Origin of the sequence: Mesorhizobium sp. M0189 (assembly GCF_040322135.1) — a bacterium.
GTDB lineage: Bacteria > Pseudomonadota > Alphaproteobacteria > Rhizobiales > Rhizobiaceae > Mesorhizobium.
The window spans coordinates 1-25028 of the sequence record NZ_JAMYSW010000034.1 but is presented as its reverse complement, the minus strand read 5'-3'; the positions used below and the strand labels follow the sequence as shown (position 1 = coordinate 25028).

Annotated in this window: 27 protein-coding genes and 3 pseudogenes; 9 read left to right on the top strand and 21 right to left on the bottom strand. The window is 60.4% G+C overall.

The genetic code is table 11. The annotated features are described in order from the left end of the window. Positions 1-374: 374 nt before the first annotated feature. The 4 genes and pseudogenes from NKJ09_RS30945 to NKJ09_RS30930 form a co-directional block, all read right to left on the bottom strand. Positions 375-740: a hypothetical protein gene (locus NKJ09_RS30945; protein ID WP_023721803.1), complete on the bottom strand. Its 366-nt coding sequence runs from the start codon at positions 738-740 to the stop codon at positions 375-377. Between the two features lie 144 nt (positions 741-884). After that, a complete protein-coding gene (locus NKJ09_RS30940) occupies positions 885-1262 on the bottom strand; it encodes a VanZ family protein (RefSeq protein WP_245278716.1) in 378 nt (125 codons plus the stop codon). A 408-nt stretch (positions 1263-1670) separates the two neighbouring features. Further along, positions 1671-2657: a methyltransferase gene (locus NKJ09_RS30935; RefSeq protein ID WP_352611051.1), complete on the bottom strand. Its 987-nt coding sequence runs from the start codon at positions 2655-2657 to the stop codon at positions 1671-1673. A gap of 336 nt (positions 2658-2993) precedes the next feature. Further along, positions 2994-3245: pseudogene (locus NKJ09_RS30930) on the bottom strand (DUF2285 domain-containing protein); the annotation flags it as partial. A gap of 563 nt (positions 3246-3808) precedes the next feature. Between NKJ09_RS30930 and NKJ09_RS30925 the strand changes: the two are divergent. Beyond that, positions 3809-4339 carry a Ros/MucR family transcriptional regulator gene (locus NKJ09_RS30925; RefSeq protein ID WP_023721808.1) on the top strand — a complete coding sequence of 177 codons (531 nt, stop codon included), beginning with the start codon at positions 3809-3811 and terminating at the stop codon, positions 4337-4339. Here the strand turns inward: NKJ09_RS30925 and NKJ09_RS32610 are convergent. Beyond that, complete coding sequence (locus tag NKJ09_RS32610; protein ID WP_084643003.1) at positions 4329-4598, bottom strand: DUF736 family protein; 270 nt, start codon at positions 4596-4598, stop codon at positions 4329-4331. The genes NKJ09_RS30925 and NKJ09_RS32610 overlap by 11 nt on opposite strands. Before the next feature lie 315 nt (positions 4599-4913). Next, positions 4914-5474, bottom strand: a complete 561-nt coding sequence (locus NKJ09_RS30915) for a DUF1003 domain-containing protein (protein WP_023721810.1) — start codon at positions 5472-5474, stop codon at positions 4914-4916. 861 nt (positions 5475-6335) lie between these two features. Here NKJ09_RS30915 and NKJ09_RS30910 point away from each other — a divergent pair. Beyond that, complete coding sequence (locus tag NKJ09_RS30910) at positions 6336-6758, top strand: YidB family protein (protein WP_023721812.1); 423 nt, start codon at positions 6336-6338, stop codon at positions 6756-6758. A 38-nt stretch (positions 6759-6796) separates the two neighbouring features. Here the strand turns inward: NKJ09_RS30910 and NKJ09_RS30905 are convergent, their stop codons facing one another. The 6 genes and pseudogenes from NKJ09_RS30905 to NKJ09_RS30880 all read right to left on the bottom strand — a co-directional run bounded on the left by NKJ09_RS30905 (position 6797) and on the right by NKJ09_RS30880 (position 8669). Continuing rightward, positions 6797-6955 (bottom strand): KTSC domain-containing protein, encoded by a 159-nt coding sequence (locus NKJ09_RS30905; RefSeq protein WP_023721813.1) that lies wholly within the window; start codon positions 6953-6955, stop codon positions 6797-6799. An 84-nt stretch (positions 6956-7039) separates the two neighbouring features. Next, a complete protein-coding gene (locus NKJ09_RS30900; protein ID WP_352496536.1) occupies positions 7040-7270 on the bottom strand; it encodes a hypothetical protein in 231 nt (76 codons plus the stop codon). A gap of 200 nt (positions 7271-7470) precedes the next feature. After that, positions 7471-7674: a CsbD family protein gene (locus NKJ09_RS30895; RefSeq protein WP_031194857.1), complete on the bottom strand. Its 204-nt coding sequence runs from the start codon at positions 7672-7674 to the stop codon at positions 7471-7473. Between the two features lie 154 nt (positions 7675-7828). After that, positions 7829-8129: pseudogene (locus NKJ09_RS30890) on the bottom strand (DUF1236 domain-containing protein). A 62-nt stretch (positions 8130-8191) separates the two neighbouring features. Then, positions 8192-8443, bottom strand: a complete 252-nt coding sequence (locus NKJ09_RS30885) for a hypothetical protein (protein WP_023721816.1) — start codon at positions 8441-8443, stop codon at positions 8192-8194. Further along, positions 8331-8669 (bottom strand): alpha/beta fold hydrolase, encoded by a 339-nt coding sequence (locus NKJ09_RS30880; protein WP_352496538.1) that lies wholly within the window; start codon positions 8667-8669, stop codon positions 8331-8333. The genes NKJ09_RS30885 and NKJ09_RS30880 overlap by 113 nt, the downstream gene beginning before the upstream one ends. Between NKJ09_RS30880 and NKJ09_RS30875 the strand changes: the two genes are divergently transcribed. Together NKJ09_RS30875 and NKJ09_RS30870 are read left to right on the top strand one after the other, a co-directional pair. Beyond that, the gene (locus tag NKJ09_RS30875) at positions 8610-8810 is read left to right on the top strand and encodes a hypothetical protein (RefSeq protein WP_352764599.1); all 201 of its coding nucleotides are present in this window, start codon (positions 8610-8612) and stop codon (positions 8808-8810) included. The two genes, NKJ09_RS30880 and NKJ09_RS30875, sit on opposite strands and share 60 nt — an antisense overlap. Positions 8811-8846: 36 nt before the next feature. Next, positions 8847-9431, top strand: a complete 585-nt coding sequence (locus NKJ09_RS30870) for a CGNR zinc finger domain-containing protein (protein ID WP_023721817.1) — start codon at positions 8847-8849, stop codon at positions 9429-9431. A gap of 113 nt (positions 9432-9544) precedes the next feature. Here the strand turns inward: NKJ09_RS30870 and NKJ09_RS30865 are convergent, their stop codons facing one another. Together NKJ09_RS30865 and NKJ09_RS30860 are read right to left on the bottom strand one after the other, a co-directional pair. After that, positions 9545-10762, bottom strand: coding sequence for an MFS transporter (locus NKJ09_RS30865; protein ID WP_051409750.1), 1218 nt, complete (start codon positions 10760-10762; stop codon positions 9545-9547). 151 nt (positions 10763-10913) lie between these two features. After that, complete coding sequence (locus NKJ09_RS30860; RefSeq protein ID WP_352483889.1) at positions 10914-11807, bottom strand: NmrA family NAD(P)-binding protein; 894 nt, start codon at positions 11805-11807, stop codon at positions 10914-10916. 120 nt (positions 11808-11927) lie between these two features. On the opposite strand from NKJ09_RS30860, the gene NKJ09_RS30855 reads away from it, so the two are divergent. Continuing rightward, positions 11928-12830: a LysR family transcriptional regulator gene (locus NKJ09_RS30855; RefSeq protein WP_023721820.1), complete on the top strand. Its 903-nt coding sequence runs from the start codon at positions 11928-11930 to the stop codon at positions 12828-12830. 458 nt (positions 12831-13288) lie between these two features. Here the strand turns inward: NKJ09_RS30855 and NKJ09_RS30850 are convergent, their stop codons facing one another. The 6 genes and pseudogenes from NKJ09_RS30850 to NKJ09_RS30825 all read right to left on the bottom strand — a co-directional run bounded on the left by NKJ09_RS30850 (position 13289) and on the right by NKJ09_RS30825 (position 19768). Then, a complete protein-coding gene (locus NKJ09_RS30850; protein WP_023721821.1) occupies positions 13289-14038 on the bottom strand; it encodes a ribonuclease activity regulator RraA in 750 nt (249 codons plus the stop codon). Positions 14039-14060: 22 nt separating this feature from the next. After that, a complete protein-coding gene (locus tag NKJ09_RS30845; protein ID WP_023721822.1) occupies positions 14061-15224 on the bottom strand; it encodes a mandelate racemase/muconate lactonizing enzyme family protein in 1164 nt (387 codons plus the stop codon). Positions 15225-15257: 33 nt separating this feature from the next. Then, positions 15258-16354, bottom strand: a pseudogene (locus NKJ09_RS30840) (ABC transporter ATP-binding protein). Positions 16355-16364: 10 nt separating this feature from the next. Further along, positions 16365-17255, bottom strand: coding sequence for a carbohydrate ABC transporter permease (locus NKJ09_RS30835; protein WP_031194860.1), 891 nt, complete (start codon positions 17253-17255; stop codon positions 16365-16367). Then, entirely contained in the window at positions 17252-18211 is a 960-nt protein-coding gene (locus NKJ09_RS30830) for a carbohydrate ABC transporter permease (RefSeq protein ID WP_023721825.1), read from the bottom strand. Before NKJ09_RS30830 ends, NKJ09_RS30835 begins: the two co-directional genes overlap by 4 nt. 78 nt (positions 18212-18289) lie before the next feature. Next, on the bottom strand, positions 18290-19768 hold the full coding sequence (locus NKJ09_RS30825) for an ABC transporter substrate-binding protein (protein WP_031194862.1): 1479 nt from the start codon (positions 19766-19768) through the stop codon (positions 18290-18292). Between the two features lie 208 nt (positions 19769-19976). Between NKJ09_RS30825 and NKJ09_RS30820 the strand changes: the two genes are divergently transcribed. Genes NKJ09_RS30820 through NKJ09_RS30805 form a run of 4 tightly spaced genes read left to right on the top strand, consistent with a single transcriptional unit; the run spans position 19977 to position 24540 of the window. Then, the gene (locus tag NKJ09_RS30820) at positions 19977-20687 is read left to right on the top strand and encodes a GntR family transcriptional regulator (RefSeq protein ID WP_023721827.1); all 711 of its coding nucleotides are present in this window, start codon (positions 19977-19979) and stop codon (positions 20685-20687) included. Between the two features lie 55 nt (positions 20688-20742). Then, complete coding sequence (locus tag NKJ09_RS30815; protein ID WP_023721828.1) at positions 20743-21909, top strand: mandelate racemase/muconate lactonizing enzyme family protein; 1167 nt, start codon at positions 20743-20745, stop codon at positions 21907-21909. A gap of 52 nt (positions 21910-21961) precedes the next feature. Beyond that, on the top strand, positions 21962-23323 hold the full coding sequence (locus NKJ09_RS30810; RefSeq protein ID WP_352496535.1) for a mandelate racemase/muconate lactonizing enzyme family protein: 1362 nt from the start codon (positions 21962-21964) through the stop codon (positions 23321-23323). A 17-nt stretch (positions 23324-23340) separates the two neighbouring features. Then, positions 23341-24540, top strand: coding sequence for a mandelate racemase/muconate lactonizing enzyme family protein (locus NKJ09_RS30805; protein WP_023721831.1), 1200 nt, complete (start codon positions 23341-23343; stop codon positions 24538-24540). 267 nt (positions 24541-24807) lie between these two features. Here NKJ09_RS30805 and NKJ09_RS30800 read toward each other — a convergent pair. Then, positions 24808-25028, bottom strand: a 221-nt coding sequence (locus NKJ09_RS30800) for a hypothetical protein (RefSeq protein ID WP_352764595.1), incomplete at its 5' end; no start/stop codon positions are given.

The following is a 25028-nucleotide window of genomic DNA, read 5'->3' as shown; positions in this document are numbered from 1 at the left end:
CTCAACATGGATCATCTGCGCGAGCACAAGAAGGAGAGCCTGAGAGCATTGGCCGCCTGAGCACCGCCGTGTGTCCGCCGCTCCGCTAAACACGGGGGCTGCGCGGCGGACACGCCGACGTCACAGCTACTGCCACGCCATTTTTGCAGAACTTGACGCACACAACTGGGCCGGGATTCCAAGCCATCGTAGGTTGCCTGCTTGGGCCGGATGGACGCGAGGCGAAATCATGCAATCCCCGCGACGGCTCATCGCCGCCGACAATATGGACCCAGAAAGAGAGGCGAGGACGGAAGCGGAGCTTGCGATTGCCGAGCGATGGTCTTCTTGCTCGTCGGTCCTCTCTAGCGGGTTCCCGGGAGGGCGATGCAAAGCTAAGTCTCTGCGCGGCGACGCCACCACGTGAGCCCGCAAGCGAAGACCCAGTTGAAATAGATGAGGGCGATAACCGGCCCGGCCAGGGGACCTTGCAGGTGCCAATAATCAAGGAAGTACCGTGCGCCTTCTGATAGCGTTCCATACGCCGTACCTACGAGCACGACGCATGCGGTAACAAGCAATCCGTTAGCGATATGGAGTGAAGGTATAGTGCGCAGTGCGTTGAGCCAAGCGGCAAACGAGACCGCAGCTAATGGCAGGCAACTCAACGCGCCCGCGATCCACCCGTGGCCAGCGCCAGCCAACGCGATGAAACCGAACAGCAGCAAGGCGCCGAACAGCGAGGCGATGACGTATTTCATGCGTCTAGTTCCGGGACTCCGAGTCCTTCTTAGCTACGGCCATCCCATTCTCCTCGCGGAAATCCTTTAGCGAAGCGTGCCGCAAATCCTATTCACCGCGCAAGTACTTTACGCGGCCAGCCCGTACTTGCCAGGATGCGACCTCTAGGAGAAGCCGTCAGCTAATTTCTTTGTCCAGCTTGCAATCGCGAGCCCGCACGCGATGCCGACACAATCGGCAAACCAGTCGAAGATATCCATGTCGCGACTTATTATTTGCATGCCCTGCAGTATCTCGATCGCGCCGCCAGTAAGGGCGAGAAAAACTATCAGCCTTGCTCTGTGCTCTGGCCAACCAAGACTGCCGATAGCCGTCAACACGACGAACGCTGCGGCGTGATTGAGCTTGTCATCGTGAGAGGTGAACCCGAAACCAAAATTCTGCAAAAGCCACACCGGTGAGAGCGCGAGCACGAGGACACCGGCCAGTGTGACCAGAAAAGCAATCCTTGCCACGATGGGAAAAGGTCTCGCACGCAACAAATCAGGCCACTCCTTTTATCCGAACCTAGGACGCCGCTACTTCGAACATAGCCATCCGCACGTGGCGGCACATTGGGGAACAGAGTCCATTGCCGCAGATGGCTGGGAAAAAGGTAAATTGGAATCTCGGTAGGCTTCTGCGTTTAATACGGCAGTATCAGGGCGGGCGTCAGAAGCGGGCTGCGATCGGTGCCACCGACCAATGCAGCAATCGGAGGGGGAGTTTGCTGCGCGTACCGAACCGGCCACCCGGTTGTTCACCAACGGCGGCCGCGCCAGCAAGAGCTGCAGCGGAAAAACCAAAACGAGCTGCTCGGGCGGCAGCAGCGACAAGACAGCCGCAACCGCAATCAAGTCGCGGGGCGCCTCGGAGATCCCTGCGTCCGAAAATCAACGATTCAGCCACGGTCAGCCCGTGAGGCGCGCACGAAAGAGCGTGGAGCCGTCCGCCAGGCGCGACCTCGAAATATCCCGGAATCCAGCCTCGGTCATCCACGCGCGATACTGACCTTCAGTGTACGATTCGCCGTGGCGATAGAGGTTCAAGAAAGTGACATTCAGAAAGACACCCTCAGGCGGGCCGAGGCGGTCGTCATCGACGACACCCCACCCCGCAATTGCGATCTCGCCTCCGGGTGTGAGGCAACGTGCCGCGTTCAGGATCGAACTGCGCGCCTGGTCCGGCGGAGGCACCTGGACGACGGCCTTCAGGATCGCCAGATCGTGCCGACCGATCGATGGAGCGACAGTTATGTCCCCCTCTTCGACGACCACGTCGTCTGCACCGTATTCTGACAGGATCGCTGGCGCGACCGCTGCGACCGTTGGGAGCTCCATCAGCGTCGCCGCAATCTGCGGCCACCGCTCCCGAAGTCCGACAAGAATGGTCCCGGAGCCCCCGCCGATGTCGATCACCGAACTGATCGCCGAGAGGTCCATCTCCCGGGCCAAATGTCGGCCGAAAATCACCCCGCCCGGTGCGAGCCTGCGGCTGAAAGCCGCCGCGGCCTCGGCCCGCGCTTCGGAGAAGTCGTGCAGCGCAGCCGGCCGGTTCTGTCGCAGCGACTCTGCCGTCAGCAAGTCGGCTCCCCAGAGCTCCCGCAGGAGGGCATGATCGCCGCCGCGATAGGTTGGCTTGGACGCGTCGAGGAAGGCTGACGCTTCGGCTCCGTTGCGAAATTGACCATCGTTGACTTCGAGAAGACCAATGCTGGCGAGCGCGTAGAGGAGCCGCGACAGACGATCGGGCTCGACTTGGAGCGCGGCCCCAAGGCCGTCAGCGGTCACCGCGCTGCTCCCGAGCCGGGTGAAGATGCCGAGGTCCAGCCCGGCGCGAAGCGCCAAGGCCGCGGGCACCGCTGCGATCAGTTTGTCGATCCGATCAGAACCAACCATGCCACATCTCCTTGCGCAATCCAGGACCGAGTTTGAGGCTCGGAAGATCGGATTGGACCGAGGCGGCGCTGTCCTCACCTATCCAAGCTGAAGAGTTGTGCGACCGACCGTGAAAAACACGCCGCACTCTACAGCACGACCGGTCTATCAGGCATTGCACCACGCCAGTGGCGTGGAATTGGGTTGGGCTGTACCCGGTGCGCGGGTTTGTGAAAGATCATACCCGCGCCGCTGCTTAGCTACTGAAATTTGGGACTTCAAAATGCCGTTCAAACGAGCCGTCCATACCATTCCGATCTTCATCGCGGTGACTTTCACCAGATCCTGGCTTCGCAGCGCGCCACCGGAAAGAAGATATCGATAGCCGTTGATGGTCATCCAGTGCGCGCGCGCTAGATGCGTCTGCCAGGCTGTGAAGGCCCGCTCCGGCTCCTTGTCCGAATCCACGTGCAGAACGATCCTAGAAACTTCCCTCCAATCGGCCCCTTCGTCAGAAGCATCAAGCAGGCGGATAAAGGTAAGCAGGTGCTCTTCGTCGTAGCCAGGCGCCTCGTCGGCAACGTCGGTGTCTAGCAAGGGCTTGAGCATGGCCCAAGAGAAAAACGCACCCGTGGCAAAGCGTCAAGCGAGAAAAGCTCGCCAGAACGCTATCGTAATCACGATCAGATTGCGCACCAACTCCGGATGCTGGATGGCCGTTCTGAAGCGCCGAGGCACCCGAACAGCCGGGGATGTCTGCCTGGCGATGCCGAGGGCGCGAGAGTTCGGCGATATCATCGCCGCTGCTTCCGCGGGCTCATGCGCGTGTCGCGCAGACCGGTCCGGCTGTAGCCTTCGACGTCAATGGGACGCTGACCTGGCACTTCTCAGACAGCGGGCCCAGTGATCTGGGCCTCGTTCCTGCCGCTGCCGATCGGTGGCATTGTGTCGGACCTCGACCCCGCCGAATAAGCTGCTGTTGCATTGCTTCATCAGCAGGCTGCCGACCTCGAGCGCCTCCCAACCTTGTCTGGAGCTGATGAAAGCGAAGCGTGCCGGTTGATATTTGCAACGAATGAGGTTTGTTGGCGGAAACGACGAATTGTTTGCCTGATTCCGAAATAAACAGCTCATCCGTTTCAACGCGTGCCATTAGACAAGAGGAAAACTCGATGAACGTTTCTCCGGACCGAAACAACCAGGCTGATCTCACATCAATTACGGCCGACATCGTTTCCGCCTACGTGTCGAACAATCCCTTGCCGGTCGGCGAGTTGTCGAAGCTGATTGGGGACACCTATGTTGCTTTGCAAGGGATCGGCACGCCTGTCGTTCCGGCCGCAGTCAAGCTGGAGCCGGCGGTGTCGATCAAGAAATCAGTGTCACCTGATTTCATCATCTGCCTGGAAGACGGGAAGAAGTTCAAATCCCTCAAGAGGCACATCGGAGTTCATTACAATTTAACGCCCGACGCGTACCGCCAGAAATGGAGCCTGCCGTCCGACTATCCGATGGTGGCGCCGAACTACGCAGCCACCCGCTCGGCTCTTGCGAAATCAATTGGGCTCGGGCGCAAGGCGGCGCCCGCACCAGCAGCGGCAGAAAAACCAAAACGAGCTGCTCGCGCCGCGGCGGCGACAACAACCGCAACGGCCGTCAAGTCGCCGGTGAAGAAGGCGCGCAAGGCACTCGTCAAAGCGTAGCGTGCTGCACCCGATAAGGAGCTCCAAGCAGTGTCGTACCTGAACGTGGCGAAGCCCGCCTTTTGCGACGGGGCTCCGTGTTGGGGCGGATCACTCTGCGGCGCGGCGGGAAAATGATGAGCGAGAACTCGTTTTTTGTCTGGGTATCGACCACGCTTGCATAAATCGGAGCAGGAAAGCTTGGATCGTCGAGCTTGACCGAGTGATATTCGCGGCTTTCGCGACGTCTTCCATGCGGTGCCGACGCGCTCGTTCTGATTGACCTGCTTCCGGCCCGCTCAGATGAACCTCGCGGGTAGGGTGGAGGCGCTGGCCGGCTTCGGGCTTAGCACGGGCGACATTGCCTGCGTGCTCGCCACAGACGAGCAGGTTTAAGGCGACCTATGCCCATAAGCTCGAGAGCGGCGCCATCAAGGCCGACGCACGGGTCGCCGAGAACCTATACCGCAAGGCGAGCGGTGAAGGTCGAGGGCCGTCACTGAAGCAATCTTCTGGCTGAAGACCAGGGCGCGCCGGAAGGAGACGTCGATCCATGAGCTAGAGGGAGACACATCAGTGACCTTCGTCACCACCTTCAGCGCTGGTCCAGCTTCTTCGCAGTCTCCCGCTGCTTCGATTCGATCTCGTCCAGTACTGCTTCTGGCGCAATGTCTCTCTTAATCTCGCCGACTTCTATATCGCTTAAGGCTGGTTTTACACTCAACCGATCCGCAATTGAATCGACAAGTTCAGTAAGCTTTGTGAGTTCGTGCTCCGTTAGCAGGCTCACCTGAAGGTCCAGATCCGCCCGTTTATCTGCGGCAACTGACATCCGGTTTTGGCTGATCAGTACAAAGGTCGAGAGGAATATGGCCTCGACGGAAGCTACCATAGCCAATATCACGAATGTCGGATCAAATGGCGGAGTGATCGGTATCCAGCCCAAGTTCAAGACGATCCAGCCGCCATACACGGCCAAGTGAAGGTACACGAAACGCATACTGCCCGTAAAAGAAGTAATCGCCTCAGCGATTTTCTCTTCCAAAGTTGCATCGCTTGCTTCCTTCGCCCGGCGCTCCTCAATCGCTTGGATATTGCGTTTCAGTGTTTGGCTGAGTTCAGTCGGAGGTGGCGGAGGCAACGTTGGAGAATCCATGGAACACCCGTTGGATAGCTATCGGTACTGCCACTCAGGGCAACGTACAAAATCATGGATATTCGACTTTGTTCCCGACTAGAGCCATCTAATCATTGGCTCCGCTTTTTACCGGGGCCCGGGGTCTTAGACGCTTGGCGCCACCAAACGGTGGTTTGCAGTTTGCGCACCCTTGGGGAGGTCAAGTTGCCGAGCGCAGTGGTGTCTCCACGCGGCGGTAAGGCCGCTCGGGACTGGGCATCGAGGCTCAGCGCACCGCGGTCGTCCAGGGGGTGCTACGGCCCTCTGTTTAGGGCTCGGAGTGCCCGATGTCCGGTTCCGCCTCTACATCGTGACGCGTGCCCCTCATGGGAACATCGCCCAGGACCGATGAGCACCACGTGCTGCAGCCTTCCGACTGATCCTTCCCGGCAACCGCCGTCACGACTATACCGAATGCAAGCGAAATGGCGAGGGCGACACCCATTGGGAGATGATGCATGCCTGCCCGCCTACCGAGCGCTTGGAAGACGGTCGATGGAACGTTTGGAGATAGTCCCATCACCGCCTCAACATGCCTAACGAACCGTTATGCGGCTGGCGGCACGGTGCTGCTTGATCGAACCATCGTCGCAGGCGGGGGTTCTGCCCAAGACAACAAAAGCCCGCCGACCGAAGCCGACGGGCCAAGTGCAACCAACAGCTGATCACAATTTGCTGTCTGGCCGGAGTACAGGCACCAACACGCGAAAGGGCCGAAAGTTCCGCAGATGCTAATATACAACATGTGCGAGGCTGGCCCGGAATTCCGGTGGGAGATCCGACCCGGCGGAACCTTTCAGAGCCGCATGCCTTGTCCCTTTTGGATGAAGGAGACGACAAATGAGCCTTGACATAGGAAAGGTCGCCATAGCGTTGCTTGGCCTGCTTGCCTACAAGAACAAGGACAAGATCGGCGAGCTGATCGCGGGAAAGAGATCGACAGATCCCAATAGTGCCGGCTCGCCCGGCGGCCTCGGCGACATCCTGGACCGCCTCAGGAATGCAGGTGCCGGCGACCAGGTTGATTCGTGGGTAAGTAAAGGATCAAACCGACCCGTTCAGCGGGAGCAGGTAGAAAAGGCAATCGACCCGCAAACGTTGAACGATCTGGCCGAGCAGACCGGATTGTCCCATGACGAGCTTCTCGATCGGCTCACAAGAGAACTCCCTGACGCAGTGGACAAGCTCACTCCCGACGGCCAGTTGCCACCGAGCAAAGGTCCAAGTCTCCTGGACGAGGTCCCAAGGACTGGTCGCACTTAGCGCCACCTCGCCACGACATGTCAGGTCATCCCGGGTCGCTATCGCTCGCGGCCCTTCGCGAACGCGGCTTTGAATGCCGCAAAGGTCTCTGGCGGAACACCCTCAAACTCGTACCGCTTGCCGCTGGCCACGAACCACACCGAAAGTACCTTCCGCTCGGGATCGTACTCCGTTTTGCGAATCGAGGTAGAGGGCATAAAGGATCAACGAGCGGAAAAGCCGTCGCGTTCCTCGTCTTTGATGGCGGGGCGCAAAGGAAGCCCGGCGGCGCGACCGTCCCTCTAGTTCAGCGCCGGCGGCTGCCCTGGCCTGAAACTTTTCAGAGCGGCAGCGATGCCCATCATGATGGACGGGTCAGGAAAGTCGAGCAAGCGCAACGTGCCCGGCTCCTCGCCGCAAACGCAACGGATTGGCACGATTTGGTAGTCATCGTCGAACGGCGTGCCGCAGCCGTTTGCAAGAAAATCATATTCCGGGAAGCAGGCCTTCAGGAATGCTTCGACCTCGCGCAACACCGCTTCGGACCGAGCCCCTGAAGGTGGCAGGATGACGAAGCTATCGACCTCGTCGCTTGCCGGAGTACCGGAAGTATTGATGGCAGTAAGCATGAAGAACCCGACATAGCTCCTGGCGACTTTGGAACCAAACGCGGCATCTCGCGCGTTCCGTGAGGCTGCCCGCCGCCGTATGCCGGCGGCGGGCGCATCGTCCGCTACCATGATTGGCGGCTGTACCAGTCATCGACGTCGGATCGGACCCTGTCCTTTTCGATGCCGTAGCGTTCCTGAATTTTGCCTTCGAGCTGGTCACGCTTTCCGGCAATTAGATCGAGATCGTCATCAGTGAGCTTGCCCCACTGTTCTTTAACTTTGCCTTTGACCTGCTTCCAGTTTCCTTCCACGCGGTTCCAGTCCATGGTTTTCTCCATCAGGCGGGATCGCCATAGTTACGAAACGATTGTCACCGGTTTTGGTTCTACGAAACGAAAGGCTTCCCGATCAGTTGAATGGATCGGCTGAACGCAAAAAGCCCGCCGCACCTTTTCGGCACGGCGGGCTTCAGGTAGAAAATCAGTCGTAGATCTTAAAAGTTTTGCGGGTACCTGGATCAACCAGGACGGTTCGTCCCTCGGCAACTACATAGCGGTACTGAACGTCCGGCACTTCGTAAAGCTCTGACTGTGTCGGGCAGAGCGGTGCCAATGTTGAGCTCAGCACAGGGAAGGCTCAGGGATGCTATCGGCTTCTTCTTTACATATTCCCGGATCACCATGTCTTGCTCAGGCTTAATGATGACGTCCTGAGCGGCGGCGGTTCCGATACCTACGAATAGAAAGATTCCTGTGGCAGCAGATAAAAGTTGCTTTCCCATATAGCAATCCTCCAGCGAGGCAACCTTCCGCTACGGTGCTTGATGCTTCCGTGCGAGGCTACTTACCTAAACGGGCAGAAGGACTTGTTGGAGCGCTCCTCGCCTGGGCCATATCCAAGGGCCTCAAGCTCGCTGATCTCTTGGGCCGGGGGCATGGTGCCGATGCGGTCCCAGAACGCCTTTCGCTTCTCCGCCAGCGGGTCAGCCTTTGGATCGAGCTTGTCGCCCACCTCTTTTCGCCAGCTGAGCTTGTCGGCGTCGGTGTGGATGTAGGGCAGCTGCTGCGCACGAAGCGTCGCCGGCCCGACATACACATGACTTGAGCGGGTCGATCGTCTGCGCCAGGGCCTCCAACGTATACGGATAGTCTTCTGGCGCCTCCGTGAAGCTGAACCCGGGCAGATCGGGCGCGACGACCCGTGCCACTTCCGCCAGCGGGTTGATGACGTCGCGGAAGCTGTACGATGAGCTGGGCTGGCCGTGGAGCAGCAGGACACCGGGCGCATCGCGCCGCCCCGCCTCGCGATCGAACAAGTTCACCCCGTCCACTTCGACCGTATGATGCTTGGCTTTATGAACGTTCAGCAATGGCCGTTTTCCGTCTTTGGTTTGCAGCGAGCGAAGAAACCTGATAAATCGGTCAATCCGGCTACGTTTTGTAACCATGTAACGGAATATTAAAGGTTAAGTTCCCTGTCGCGCGATCCCACGGCCTGGGTGCCAGAGCACTTCATAGGCGGCCACGCCGCCCTCGACCTTTCGAACGCCGTGTATGACCGGCGAAACCCGCCCCTGCACAATGAACTCTTCAACTCCCCTCGCGATATCGGGACGTGGTTGCTCGCCGCGGGGTTGGCAGACGAACAGGAAGCAGTGGCCGTTGCCGAGATACGGGATCGGCACTTCCTCCACGAAGTTCGTGACATACGGGAATCGTCATACGCGCTCTTCGACGCGATCGCCTCAAATCTGGAGCCTCCCTCGCAACCGCTTGGTCTTTTATGCTCACGCGCCGCAAACAGGTTGGGAGCCCAGCAAGTCGCGTGGGATGGGACACGGCTCGCTCTGGCGTCTGATCAATGGGAAGACCCAGCCTTGGTGACCGCATTCCTTGCGTTCTTGTCCATCGAGGCGTTTTTTACGCTACCCCGCGCAAGGCTCCGCGTGTGCCCACGATGTGGGTGGCTCTTCGTAGACATCTCACGGGGCGGAAAACGTCGCTGGTGCAATATGCGGGTTTGCGGGAATCGCGAAAAGGTAGCCCGCCATCGGGGCCAAGTGGCATCGTACGAGGTAAGATGACAACGCATCCCGCGCCATGGCCTCATTCGTCGCATATTGTGGGCTCCGGATTCAAACATCATGGCGCGTCGTTGTGCCACCGGCGAGCTCGGCGCGAGCTGACTATTCGTTTGTTACAGGTTTGTTGAGGTTTCCCCCGGCACCGAAGGTGTCCCCGGATGCCAGTTCGCAGAGCTGGCGATCAGTGCAGCAAAGGCAAAGACCAAGCTTGCACCGCTGATGCCTGCCCAGCCGGCCTGGGCCCAGCATACTCCAGCGAGACTGGAGCCGGCCGACCCACCCAAGAAGAACAACCCGGTGAAAAGCGCATTCATGCGTCCGCGCGCCTCCGGTCGGACTGTGTTGATGGCGATGCGGCCGAGCACCTGGTCGGCGACAGTACCGAGATTAAGCAGAACCGCCCCAATGGCCAACGCCGCGAGCGACAGCCAGGGGAAGCGATCCGCCTCCCAGAGACCCCAGCCGCCGGAAGTTGGCAATCCGATGAGCACGACGCCGATGAAAGCCGACAGGTGTGCAAATCGCGTTGCGCCATCTGACCAGCCTCGATCGGCGATCCGGCCCGTGAAAGGCGCAATCAACGCAGCGGGTATGCCGACCAGTGCGAAGGCTGCAATGCCAATCTGGTCGAGCCCGAATGGTGGCTCAGCAAGCCTCAGGGCGACCGCCGTCCAGAAAATATTGAAGGCAGCCATCAGCAGGAACTGATAAAGCACGCGACGGCGCAGCAATGGCTCTTCACGGATCAGCTTCCAAAGCGATCCGATGAGAGCGCCGTACTGAAGACCGGTCGCCGGGCGATGAGCCTTGACAACGCGCGCAAGGATCAGGCCGAGCACAGCAACCAATACGGCCATGATACCATAGAATGCACGCCATCCAAGAAACTCGGCAGCCAGGCTTGCGGACGGGCGCGACAGGAGGACGCCCACCACGATGCCGCTCTGCACCGTGCCCACGATGCGGCCCCGATCTTTTTCCGCCGCCAGTCTCGCGATGACCGGAACGAGCATCTGCGCGACCGTGGAGGTGATGCCGACGGAGGTCGAGGCGACAAGAAAAAGTGCCGCCGTTGGGGCAAGCGCGCTGGCAATCAGCGAAAGCACCATGAGGACAAGTGTCAGCCCGATAAGCCAACGGTTCTCCATCAGATCGATGAGCGGGACCAGGAAGATCAGTCCGGCTGCGTAACCAAGCAGTGTGACGGTCGGAACCAACCCCGCCATTTCCGGACCAACCTCGAATGTAGTCCCAATCAAGCCGAGCAACGGTTGAGAGGCATAGAGGCTCAATACGATTGCGGCGATGGCGGCGGTGAAAACTGGGACCAAGCGGCCCTCGGTGGCAGAGGCATTGCTTCTGCCAGGGTAATCGAGAGATGACGTTCCGTGTCTGCGCCGTGGCACGAGTTGGAAGATCAATTGGGAGACCGACATCGGAGATACCCTCTTTGCGAGAAAATGGCCGAAGGCGTCGATGAGATCAGGCGGCCGCGGCCGCCCCGCGCGACGCTGCAGCAAGTTCCTCGAAAAACTGATGCAACGTGCGGGGCTGGCGTCCGAGGATGGCACGCAAGGTCAGGCTGTTTCCGGCGGAACCGAAGTCGGAATAGGACTGAAATACCCGTTCGAGCTGAGCAAGCTGCTCCCCCCGGAAGGGCGGCTTCGCGACAGCGGTCCATTGCTCGAACGTCACCTCGGCTGCCTCCACGGGCCGGCCAAGGGCGACGCTCATCATCCCCGCAATTTCAACGCGATCGTGCATACTTTCTGCCGCAAGCTCGAAAGAGCCGTAGGCGAGCCGGTCGGACGTCAGGGCCTCGGCCGCCACTTCGGCGACGTCGCGGTAGTCGACACGCGCCAGGCGCGCCGTTTTCGCAAACGGCTCGGCAAAGACGCCGGTTTCCACCACGCCTTTCCAAGCAGCTGCCATGTTCTGAAACAGCGTCGCCGGATAGAGGATGGTGTAATCCAAATTCGCGCGGAGAATGGCCTGCTCAACGGGCAGCTTGCTTGCGTGGTTTGCAAGTCCGTTCGCCGGGTGGATAACTGAAGAGAAAACGAACTTGCGGATACCGGCACGCTTTGCGGCCTTGACCATGGTTATGCCTAGGTCCGCTTCATCGGCCACGAACGGCGGTCCGACATGATAGACTCCGTCGACGTTTCTCAGCGCTGCCTTTAGGCTCTCCGGATCTCGAAGGTCACCTGAAGCAATTTCGGTCGCTCCGCTCGCGCGTGCCGTCGCAGCAGCGTACTCACTGCGGACCAACGCCCTCACCGCTATGCCCCGCCGGGCAAGCTCGGCCGCGACGAAGCCGCCGCTGCGGCCGGACGCACCGACAACCAGAACAGTTCGTTTCTTGGGTTCTGACATGAGTTCTTCCTTTCGTAGCGAGGTGGCGTCCCTGCCCCATCGAGTGAAATATCGAGTTCCGCTTTTCGGATGGTAGGCGCGGAAAATGTGATATGGTCTCTCTAAATTTGAGAGATCATCATGGGCGGATTTCGAGACATTGAGGCGTTTCTCGCTGTCGTGGAGCGCGGCAATCTCTCAGCCGCGGCGCGGCACCTCAGCCGCTCCTTGCAATCTGTCAGCCGGTCGCTTGCCGCGCTTGAAACCAGCGTCGGCGTCGAATTGGTCCGCCGAACCACCCACAACACGCAAACGACTGAGGCAGGCCACGACTTTTATCGACGGGTGAAACCGGCACTGTCTGAGATTGTCGAAGCAAAGGCCGAAGCCGGCAAGCGCAGTGCCGAACCTTTCGGACTCCTAAGAGTAGGAGCGCCGGTGCTCTTCGGCCCTACTTACCTGGTACCCGTCGTGGCCCGCTTCATGGAGCGCTATCCGAGGATCGAGGTCGACCTCAAACTGTCGGACCGATTCGTCGATCTCATTGAAGATGAACTCGACCTTGCTGTTCGCATCGGGGAACTCCGCGACTACGATCTCAAGGCCCGGCGCCTTGGAGCGATGCGTCTCGTCATTTTCGGCGCTCCGTCGTATTTCGCCACGTACGGGCGGCCACAACATCCGAAGGAGCTAGCGAACCATCAGTGCATCTTCCGCAACACCGACCGCGATGCTGGAAAATGGCAATTCCTGGAAGCCGGCAAGCAGCTGAGCGTCAATGTGGGTGCGCGATTTCACGTCGACAATGCCGCCGCAAGCCATGCGGCGGTCGCTGCGGGGTTGGGCATCGGTCGGGTACCACTCTGGCAAGTAAGAGACCTGGTAGACGACGGGGCGGTTGAGGTTATCCTGGCAGCGTTCGAACAACCGCCGATCCCGATTCATGTGGTGTGGCCAGCGACCCGGCTTCCACTTGCCAAGATGCGCGTCTTCATCGACTTCCTGGTTCAGAACCTAGTCATTGGGGACAGCGAGCGAAATTGAACCGACATCTGATTTTCTGTTAAGCCTGCCGCCGTTTGTCGCCTTCAGGAGCTCTTTCGAACTAGACTAGGCTGATCGTGCCTCGTACCGGCGGACGCCGAAAAAGCGTTTCGACGCGCCTAGAGACTAGGTGATCCGCGCTGCGAGAAGGATCAGCAGCCGCCTCCTGGCGTGTCTTGGCGATACATGAGGTTACTCTGCAGCAGCCCGTACAAGCTTCGTCACGCCTTCGCCAATGGCGTCGATCGTCGCGGAACTCGGCTGCCGAACGCCCGGTGCTACGTCAGCTTCTAGGCGCTGATGAGGCTTCCGGTTAGCCATTGGAGGTCCGCATGGTGTAACGCTTGGTGCCCGCACGAGATGGCGGGAGCCGGACCGTCTCGATCGTTCAGTGCAGTGCAGTGGGCGCCCGACGACGAAACTCGACTCCCCGGCCCCGCCACGAGGTAGTTGATGCGCTAACTCGGGTTTTCCAAGCGATTTGCTTTGCGCCACTCCTCGTACTCCCCGCGGGCATCGTCATGCAGCGGATAGTAGCGTTGCAATGGGCCCCCCTCCATGAGCTTGGCTCGCGAAAACTCCTCCCAATCGTGATGCTTCTGTGATTCTTCGATCACCTTCGGGGCCATCACGACGGGAAGCACCACCACGCCGTCGTCGTCAGCGACGATGATGTCGCCGGGGATCACCGTGACACCGCCGCAGGCAATCGGAACGTTGACGGCATTGGGATAGATGCTGGTCTGCACATGATAGTTTGGCGTCCAGCCGCGCAGCCATAGGGGTAGATCGAGCTTTTCGACATTGGGCCGGTCGCGCATGCACCCGTCGATGACGATACCCGCCCCGCCCCTGCCCTTGAAATAAGTCGACATCATATCGCCAAAGACACCCGAGCTCATGTCGCCGCGCGCGTCGACCACGACCACATCGCCCTCCTGCGCGTGGTAGAGCACGTGCCGGTGAAGTTGGGTCTCCGGATCGGCATATTCTCCCTCGGTGAACAGGTCCGGCCGCTGCGGCAGGAACTGCAGCGTCAATGCCGGCCCGACGATCGACTTCCCATGGTTTTGCGCCACCGGACCGACCATGTGCGGATTGCGGAAGCCCATTTGGCCAAGCGTGCCGGCAACCGTCGCGGCGCCGATCTCCCTCAGCGCGTCGATCAGGTCTTTAGGCGGCCGCGTGATGTCGGAAGTATGCGTCATTGTCGACTCCGGATGAATGGAACTACCAGTTCGTAACAGAACCATCGCGGCGCTTAAGGTGAGGCGCTTCCCAGAAACGCAAACTCTGCGCCTGGACCGCCACTTCGTTGACCTCGACGCCGAGCCCCGGCAGATCGCCGACCGGGTAATCGGTCCCGTCGAGCCGTGGTTGCACGGGGAAGAAGTCGGAACTGTCGAAGCCCAGCTTTGTTTCGGGCGCCCTGGTCTCGAGCCACGCGAAGTTGGGTACTGCGGCGGCGAGATGCACGGTAGCGGCCGTGCACACTGGACCAAGCGGATTGTGCGGCATCAGGTCCACATAGTGCGCCTCGCTCCAGCCAGCGATTTTCATTGCCTCGGTGAGCCCGCCGACGTTGCAAACATCGAGCCGGTTGAACTGGTGGATGCCGCGCTCGATGTAGGGCAGGAACTGCCACTTGCTGGCAAATTCCTCGCCGATGGCAAAGGGGATGTCGGTCATCGTGCGCAGCGATTCATAGGCCTCCGGCGTCTCGTCCCGTATTGGCTCCTCGAGGAAATCAAGCACGCCGCGGCCGAGCTTGTTGCAGAAGCTCGCCGCCTCTGCCACCGACAGCCGATGGTGATAGTCGATGCCGAGAACGGCGTCGTCGCCCAGCGCCTCGCGCGCCTTGTTCAGCATACCCGCGGTAGCGCCGATGGACTCGCGCGGCTCGAAGATGTCCTTGCTGTTTTGCCCGAAGGGGAAGAAGCGGATCGCCTGCCACCCCTGTGCGCGAAGTTCGCGGGCCCGTCCGATGGCAACATCGCCCTCGGCCTCGTCGCCGGTCGAGGCGAAGGTGGGGACGCGGTCGCGCTGCTTGCCGCCGAGCAGCTCGTAGACGGGCACGCCCAGCGCCTTGCCCTTGATGTCGTGAAGGGCGATGTCGATGGCGGAAATCGCCGCCTGCAGGACTCGCCCGCCTTCGAAGTACTGGCTGCGGTAAACCTCCTGCCAGATCCGCCCGATCTGCATCGGGTCGCGACCGATGAGAAACTCGCGATAGTGCTCGACCGCGCCGGCCACGGCCCTCTCGCGACCGCTCAAGCCGCTCTCGCCCCAGCCGAAGATGCCCTGGTTGGTCTCGACCTTGACGAGCATCTGGTTGCGCGTTCCTACCCAAACCGGATAGGGCTTGATCGCGGTGATCTTAAGCTTCTCAGTCATCCACGCCCACGTTCCACACGCATCGGCCCTATCTCAGTTGGCTTTGAGGGCCATTTCAGTTTCGCCGTCGAACAGATGCATCCGCTCCTGGTCGAACTCGAGCCAGATCTGCTCGTCGGGCGAGACGGCAATGTTCGGCGGCACGCTGACGTTGACGATGGCGCCGGACAGGAACGCCTGCACGAAGGTGACGTCTCCGGTCGGTTCCACGGTGTAGGCCTTGGCCGGAATGGAACCGGGGACCGCGCTCTTGTGGAGCTTGATCGTCGAGTGACGTGCGCCGAGCACGACTTTCATGGTCGTCGCTCTCACGACCTTCTGGGCATTGCGCGGCGAGAGCTCAAGGCGCCAGCCCTCGGCGCCGGTCAACACCGTGTTTCCGTTTGCCGTCGACGCCTCCAGCGGAATAAGGCTCATCGCCGGGCTGCCGATGAAGCTGGCGACGAACATGTTCACCGGATGGGCAAAGACCTGCGCCGGTGAATCGTATTGCTGCAGGTAGCCGCCATTCATCACCGCCATCTTGTCAGCCATGGTCACGGCCTCGAGCTGGTCGTGCGTCACATAGATGATCGTCGCCTTGAGGTCCTGGTGGAAGCGCTTGATCTCCGACCGCATCTGCACGCGCAGTTTGGCATCGAGGTTAGACAGTGGCTCGTCCATGAGGAACACCGCAGGGTCGCGGACGAGGGCACGGCCAAGGGCCACGCGCTGCTGCTGCCCGCCCGAAAGTTCGCGCGGCTTGCGCTCGAGCAGATGCGTCATGTCGAGCACTCGCGCCGCTTCCTTGACCTTCTTGTCGATCTCGTCCCTAGGGAGTTTGCGCATCTGAAGCGGGAACGCCAGGTTCTTGTAGACCGATTTCTGCGGGTAGAGCGCGTAGTTCTGGAACACCATTGCGATATCCGGTCCTTGGGGTCGAGGTCGTTGACCACCCGCTCGCCGATGATGATGTCGCCCGATGTGATCGGGGTCAGCCCGGCGACGAGATTGAGCGTGGTTGTCTTGCCGCAGCCTGAAGGGCCGACGAGCGCAACGAACTCGCCGTCATTGACCGTCAGCGAGACGTGGTTGACAGCTTTGAAGCCGCCATAGCTCTTGACGAGATCTTGGAGGACCACGTGGGCCATCGGCAACTCCCTAGTGCTTGACCGCGCCTTCTGTAAGGGCGCGTACAAAGTATCGTTGCAGGACCAGGAACAGCACCACGACGGGCACGCTCATCATGAAGCTGGCCGCCATCAGGCCCGGAAAGTCCGTCGTATTTTCCGAGAAGAAGCGCTGGATGCCAACCGGAAGGGTCAACTGCTCGTTCTTGGAGAGGAAGGTGTAGGCGTAGATGTACTCGTTCCACGCGCCGATAAAGGAATAGATTGCGGTGGCGATGATCCCCGGCGTCGAGAGCGGCATCACGATCATGATGAAGGCCTGGAACCGTGTGGCGCCATCGATGCGCGCCGCCTGCTCCAGCTGCACCGGGATGTTGTCATAAAAGCCCTTCAGCAGCCAGATCGCCAGCGGCAGGCCGAAGGTGAGATAGGTGAGTATCAGCGAGCCGTGCGTGTTCACCAGCCCGATCGCGCGCATCAGGATGAAGAGTGGCACGAGAAAGATCACCGCCGGGAACATATTGCGCAGCAGCACGGCAAAAAACAGGAAATTCCGGCCGGGGAAACTGAAGCGCGAAAACGCGTAGGCCGCAGGGACAGCCACGATCACCGAAAGGATTGTCGTAACCGTCGACACGAAAAGGCTGTTCCAGAAGAAGCGGAGGAAATCCTGGCCGACGCTGTTCTGCGGATCGAGCAGCTTCTGGTAACTGGCGAGGGTAGGCTCGTCCGGCCACCATTGCGGCGGGAATTGCGTCGCCGCGAATCCGGACTTGATCGAGGTGATCAGCATCCAGATCATCGGCAACGCAGTATAAAGCAGCATGAACACGAGGAATATGCGCCCGGCCCACCGCCAACCGTCGACGCGCATGCGGCGACGGGTCGGGGCTCGAGAGGCTGTCTCGGCAATCGTGCTCATGCGCTGCCCTCTTTCCGCTCGTTGCCGCTTAGCGCACGGACGTAGAAGTAGCCCAGTGTCATCAGTGTGAGGAACAGGAGCACTGAATAGGCCGATGCCACGCCCCAGCGCTGCCGTCCGAAGGCGAGCTCATAAATGTGGGTTATCCAGATATGCGATGCGTTCGACGGCCCGCCGCCGGTCATGATCCAGGGGATGATGAAGGAATTGAAGTTGGCCACTGCGAGCAGCAGCATCGTCACCACCGAGACGTTGCGCAAGTGCGGGAAGGTGACGTGCCAAAAGCGCTGCCATGCACTGGCACCGTCGACTTTTGCGGCGCGCAGCAATTGGTCGGGGACTGTCTGCAGGCCGGCCATCATCATAATCATGGCGAACGGAAACTCGCGCCAGATATTGACGACGATCAGGGAGGGCAGCACCGTGCTGACATTGTCGATAAAATTCGGCGGCCGGTCGGCCAATCCGAGGCCGACCAGCACCGCGCCGATGATCCCGAAGTCCGAATGGTAGATCCACTTCCAGATATAGGAGGCGGCGACGGCACTGATGACCCAAGGGATGATCAGGATAGCGCGCAAGACACCACGGCCGATGAAGTCGCGGTGGAGCGCCAGCGCCGTTGCAAACCCCAGGACAAAGGAGATGAAAGTGGACCCCAGCGTCCAGATCAGTGTGTTCCAGGTGACCTTCCAGAACACCTGACTGGTGAGGATCGTCGTGTAGTTGTCGAAGCCGATGAAGGTCTTGTCGCGGAGCTGCAGACCAGGCGGTGTCTTAAAGAACGACAGCTCGACCGTGTAGTAGATCGGATAGGCGATGACGATGAGCATCACGGCGATCGCCGGGAGCACATACGCGTAGTCCGCGCGATGCTCCCAGATCTTCCGCAGCGTGCCGGCTGTACCGGGTTGCAATCTTCGGCGAGCCTCGGCCTTGCCGGTCACGATCGTCACTTGTGGCGTGCCCTTATTCTTCGGAACGAGGCGGCTGCGCCAGCGGCGCAGCCGGTCAGGTCGTAGGTCAGGCTTGGACTAGAGTCCGCCCATCACGTCTTTTACCTTCTTGGCCGCGTCGTCCGCCGCCTCGTCGACGGTCATCGCTCCGGTCAGGGCATTCTGCAGCATGTCCGGGATGATGATGTTCATGATCTCGGGGGCCTGCGGCAGCGCTGGGAACGGAATGCCGTATGGCAGCATCGAGGTCGTGACATCGAGGAACTTGATGTTGTCCAGACGTTCCTTCATCCACTTGGTCTTGAAGCCGTTAAGGTTGCCTGGGTTTGATCCGGCGTAGGCCATCTTCAGCGACCATTCAGGGCTCGTCCACATGCAGATGATAGCCTTTGCAGCAGGCTCGTCTACCTTGCCGCCCTCGACATATTCGGGCTTCAGGATGTGAATGTTCGAGCCGCCGAACACGACGGCGCGCTTGCCGTCGGGGCCAGTTGGAATCAGGCCGTAGCGCATATTGTCGATGACCGTCTGCGCCTTGTCCTTGTCGGTGCCCGTCGCCTTTTTCTGCAGGTCGAGCATGACGTTGTAATCGGACGGGTGCGAGATCATCATGCCGAGCTGGCCGGCGACGAACAGGGGCTGGTTATCGGCCTGCTGGTTGGTGAGCGCCGAAACCGGAACCGACTTGTCGCGAACATACATGTCGTAGGAGGCTTGCAGCGCCGCCTTGCTCTGGGGACTATCGAGCTGGACCTGCTCATAGGTCGGATTCGCGGTGGCTTCGTCGAAGACGCCGCCGCCATAGGCCCACAGCTGTGGCATGAAACGGTACGGCGTATTGCCGGCATTCTTGCGCGCCACGAGGCCGTAGCCGGCAATGCCGAGCTTGTCGTGGATCTGCTTGGAATATTTGACGACGTCTTCCCAGGTTGCCGGAGCCTTGTCCGGATCGAGACCCGCACGCTTGAAGATGTCGGCGTTCCAGATGAACGCCATCGTCTCGTTGTTGGTCGGAATGCCGTAGGTCACGCCCTCCCAGGTCACGGCCTTCATGGCGCCGGGCCAGAAATCCTCGGTCGAATACCCCACATCCTCTGGCTTGAGCGGCGCCAGATAGCCCTTTGAGGCGAACTCGGTACCACCCAGGATTTGCAGGCGGACCGCCATCGGCGCGGCATTGCCCAGGAGCGCCGTGCGGAACTTGTCGAGAAGGTCGTTATAGGTGAGGGCTTGTTCCTCGAGCTGGATGTTCGGATAGGTTTTGCGGAAGGTCTCGAAGAAATCCTTGTAGTACTGGCGCAGGAGGTCGGGGTCGCCCTCGAACACGCCCTGATACCAGAAAGTCAGCCGCCCCTTGTAGTCGAGCGGGGTGACCTTGGCGCAATCGGCCGCCGTGTCAAAATCCTGTGTGCCGGCGATGGAGCGCACATATTCCGGCGACCACTTGCTGAGGTCGACCGGTGGCGCAGCCAGCGCCGATGTGGGCATCAGGGATGCCATCAAAGCAGTGACGACAGTGCCGCGCAGGACCGCACTGCCGAGCGTAATCCTCGTCATAGGTATCCTCCCTGGTTCTCCCATGCCGCCCTGCGCCAAGGCAAAGCGGTCCTTGCTCGTTTCGATCGCGAGGATGCTCAATGTATCCTCCCGATCCCTTGGTACGTTTTCAGATCATGGATTGCCTGTCAACGCGCAGGATCGTACATTGTTTGCGAAAGCCGTGTGTGATATCGGGCAAGGTATGTATTAAGTTGGGGAGCCGGCCTTGGCCGAAATAAGCGATTTCAAAGCTATGCCACCTGTGGGCACCGATCCCATCGGAGCCTCCAGCGAGGGCGCCTCGCTTTATGAATTGATCAGGGAAGACATCATCGAGGGACGGCTCGCCGCCAACGAACGGCTTGTGGTCACCGATCTGGCCCGGCGTCACGGCACCTCGACCAATCCTGTGCGCGAGGCCCTGCAGCTGTTGCGCGGCGAAGGCTTTGTCATCTTTGTCGCCAACCGCGGGGCACGCGTCCGACCCATTGATCAGGATTTTGTCCGGGATATCTACGAGATCGGTGTTCTGATCGAGCCAGCCCTGACACGATGGTTTGTGAATATGGCTACCGGCGAGGACATTGCCGAACTCGAACGTCTCCAAGGCCTGATTGAAGAGAACAACTTCGCCGACACATTCAGGCACAGTGAGCTGGATACCGCTTTCCACACCGTGATGTACCAGCGGCACTATAACCGCCACGCCGCCGAGCTTTGGTGGAAGCATCGCGAAGTGCTGCGAGCCGTGAGCCGTCGTTTCAACTTCACGCTGGCGCGACGTGCCGCGATCATGCGCGAGCACCGCGAACTCATCGCGCTCGTAAAGGCGGGAGAGGCCGACAAGGCGGCCGAACTCGTCTCCCGCCATGTCGAGGGCTCGGGCCGGCATATTCTCGAACAGATGCGTGCGCGCAACGCCGCTCGGGCCGGATAGAATATCCAGTCCAGAACATCGTTAGGCTGACCATTTTCAGACAAAGGTAGTTGCGATGAAAATCACGAGCATTCGGCCGTGGCTGATCAAGTCCGATGCTTCTTATTGGGGAGAGTTCCTGTTCGTCGAAGTGACGACCGACGAGGGAGTGAGTGGCTGGGGAGAGATCACCACCACCACAAGGCTCGCCAACCGCGCTCTCTGCACGATCCTGCGGCAGATCGGTGTCGCCGTGACAGGCGAGGATCCAGCGCGTATCGAGCATCTCTGGCACAAGATCTTCCGCAGCTTCACCTACATGGGCAGCCGCGGCGCCGCCGTCGAATGCGTGAGCGCCATCGATATTGCCCTCTGGGACATCCGGGGCAAAGTCCTTGGTAAGCCGATTTACGAGCTGCTGGGCGGACCAGTACGCGATGAAATCGCGCTCTACACCCATCCCAACCAAGCCAAATTCACGAGCAAGGAAGCCGTGGTCCGCGAAATTCTAGACATTGTCGAGTCCGGACACACTGCGCTCAAGTTCGATCCTTACCCGCACCAGGGTCGCAGCGCCGATGGTCTGCCTCGCGAACAGCGGGACGGCTACCTCGATGGCAGCATGACCCGCAAGGACGAGCGCGAAGCCGCCGAACTCACGGCTCTGATCCGTGAAACGGCGGGACCCGATGTCGACATTCTCATCGATGCCCATGGCCGCTTCGACGTTCCCACCGCCATTCGCCTCTGTCGGAGCCTCGAGGAAGCCGGTCAGATCGACTGGTTTGAGGAGCCCTGCCCGCCCGAGAGCCTTAACGCCCTCAAGCAGGTGCGTGAGAAGGTCAATACCGCCATCTCGTGGGGCGAGCGCGGCCACACGAAGTGGGATTTCGTGCCGGTACTTGAGAACAAGCTCGCCGACTACATCATGCCCGACGTCACCTGGACCGGCGGCATTACCGAACTCAAGAAGATTTCTGCCCTTTGCGAAGCCTACTACGTCCCGGTCTCGCCACATGACGCCGCGGGACCGATCAATGTGGTTGCGGGAGCGCAGGTGATGATGACTGTCCCCAACTTCTACAAACTCGAAACGTCGGAGTGGAACCTGGGCAAATACGATCACCTGATCGACAGACCGCTCGACATTTCGAACGGCAGCCTCAAGCTGACGTCGAAGCCTGGTCTCGGTATTGAGATGGACCGCGACTATCTGCAGGCCCACGAGATTGAGCTGGGCTAGCAACACTCTATGCCCAGGGTGCGGGGCGACAAGCCGAAAACGAGGATAAGTCATGGCAAAGACAGGTGGCGCCGACGAGGCGCTCAATCGGGTGAACGCGAACTCCAAGCCATCTCAGCTTCGCATCACCGACATGCGGGTAGCCGAAATCGTCGGCGCGCCGTTCACCTCAACCCTGCTCAAGATTTACACCAATCAGGGCATCGTCGGACTTGGCGAAGTGCGCGACGGCGCCAGCGCCACCTACGCGCTGATGCTGAAGAGCCGGCTGCTTGGCGAGAACCCCTGCGACATCGACCGCCTGTTTCGCCGGATCAAGCAGTTCGGAGGGCACGGCCGGCAAGGCGGCGGCGTCTCGGCGGTCGAAATCGCGTTGTGGGATCTCGCCGGCAAGGCGTATGGCGTGCCCATCTACCAGATGCTCGGCGGCCGGTTTCGGGAGAAGGTGCGCCTCTATTGCGATACCGATGCGACCGTGCCGAGCGGCACCGAGACCGGCAAGCGCCTCAAGCAGCGCATGGCGCTTGGCTTCACCTTCCTCAAGATGGATCTGGGGCTGATGCAGATCGCGGATGTACCCGGTGCGGTCGTATCCCCTGCCGGCTCACTTGAAGGGTACCGCGTCCACCCCGGCCGCGGCCCGGTCAAGACCACGGAGGAGCGGCGCGCCCGCAATGCCGCGTATGATTTGCATAATGTCCCCCACCCGTTTACTGGCCTCCACTTTTCCGACAAGGGCCTCGACCTGCTTGAGCAGTACATTGCCGAGGTTCGCGAAATTATCGGCATGGATGTTCCGCTCGCCATCGACCATGTCGGCCACATCTCACTGCAGAACGGTATTCGCCTCGCCAGGCGGATTGAAAAATACGTGCCAGCCTGGCTCGAGGATGTGATCCCATGGCAGTACACCGAGCAGTACCGACAACTGCAGGCCGCCACCACGGTGCCGATCTGCACCGGCGAGGACATCTACCTTAAGGAGGGCTTCGAGCCTCTGCTCAAGAGCGGCGGCCTCTCCGTTATCCACCCAGACCTGCTCACCAGCGGGGGCATTCTGGAGACCAAGAAGATCGGCGACATGGCACAGGATCACGGCGTCGCCATGGCCATCCATATGGCCGAAAGTCCTATCGCCGCAATGGCCGCGGCACATGTCGCGACCGCGACCGAAAACTTCATGGCGCTCGAATACCACTCTGCCGACGTCGACTGGTGGGACGATATCGTCGCCGGCGTTTCCAAGCCGCTCGTGAAGGACGGCTTTATCACTGTTCCGGACAAACCGGGCCTGGGGATTGACGACGTCGTCGACGAGGTGATCTCGCAGCATCTGCAGCCGGGTGTCACCGACATCTGGCAGCCCACGGATCACTGGGACAACGAGTATTCCTGGGACCGCACCTGGAGCTGAGGCGAAAAGAACCGAAGATGAAGATCACCGACCTCCGCTGTGCCGTTATCGGCAGGCACCCCATCGTCCGCATCGTTACCGACGAGGGCCTCTATGGCCTGGGCGAAGTCGAGTTCACCAAGACCTACCTCAAGCCCTGGGTCCTGCATTTCCGCGAGGCGCTGATCGGCGAGGACCCGACCGACGTCGAGCGGGTGATGCTGAAGATCCGCCAACGCGGCTCTTTCAAGCCCTATGGCGCGGCGGTAAGCGCCATCGAGCATGCGCTGTGGGACATTGCCGGCAAGGCTGCAGGCGTGCCGGCCTACAAACTGCTCGGCGGCAAGGTGCGCGACAAGGTGCGCGTCTATAACGGCTCGATCCGCCAGAAACGCACGGGCGACCGGCCGGAGGATTACGCCGCTGACGTCAAATGGATGATGGAGCAGCCGCAGAACTTCTTCATGATCAAGCAGGGAATCTCGTTCCACTCCGACATGAAGGACACCATCGAGGGCTTTCACTACGGCGTGACGCAGAAGAAGGCCGGCTATCACGGCGCCATGGACCAGGGCGTGATCAGCGAGCGCGGTTTCAACCACATGCTCGACTGCGTGATCGCGATGAAGGAAGTGCTGGGCGACAAGGTCAGCCTGGCGCTCGACTGCGGCCCGGGCTGGATGCTGCCCGATGCGATCAAATTCGCTCGCGCGGTCGAGAAGTACAATTTGATGTGGCTCGAGGACATGCTGACCGGCGACTATGTGCCGTGGGTCAATCCGCAGGCCTATCGGGAGCTGACCACCTCCACCTCGACGCCAATTCATACCGGCGAGCAGATCTACCTGCGGCACAATTTCAAGGAGCTGATCGAAACGCAGGCGGTGCGCGTCATCGGCCCCGATCCGGCCGATATTGGCGGCATTGCCGAGCTCAAATGGGTCGCCGAGCACGCCTATATGCACTCGATCCTGATGGCACCGCACGGCACCGCGAACGGCCTTCTCGGCCTCGGCGCGCTGATCAATGTCTGCGCCACCCTGCCCGCCAACTATATCGCGTTCGAATACCCGAGCGCCTCCGACCCCTGGTGGGAGGATCTCGTAATCGGCCTGCCGTCGCAGATCGTGAAGGACAGCATGGTGGAGCTGCTGGAAGCGCCGGGGCTGGGCCTCGATATCGACGCCGAAGCAGCCAGGAAGTATCTCGGGGAAGAGGATGCAGGCTTCTTCGACTGAACCATCCTTCTTGCGCCACCCAGCACCACGCGGACCGCTTCACGCAATCTGTCATCCGGAATGACCGTTTCGGGGCCGGAAGCAGATTGTCGGCTACGGGAGAATCCGCCCGACTCCTTCCGACAGGCGAAAGTTCGCTCTGGAAAGCACCGCGGGTGTCTTGAAATGGCACGACCGAGCCGGCGGGCGCATCGGCTCGGACTATACGTGTGGGAGCGCTCTACGTCTCGATCGGGCGGAAAGGTCGCACACGGGAGCGGCCTAGTACTACAGTTGCAGATGCCGATGCCGTTTGTAGTGACAGATGGTGGCCGCAGCCTGATGTCGTCGTCGCCATAACGACCAGGCGATGATGAAGGGCTTTTGTGTCGGTGGGAAGATGAGGATCCGGGCGAGGAGATAGCGGATCTCGGGGACGCTCGGGACGAGCGCAGCCATCCGGATCAGGCGGCGATTGGCTCCTTTGGACTCGTTTCGTTCGGTTTGCT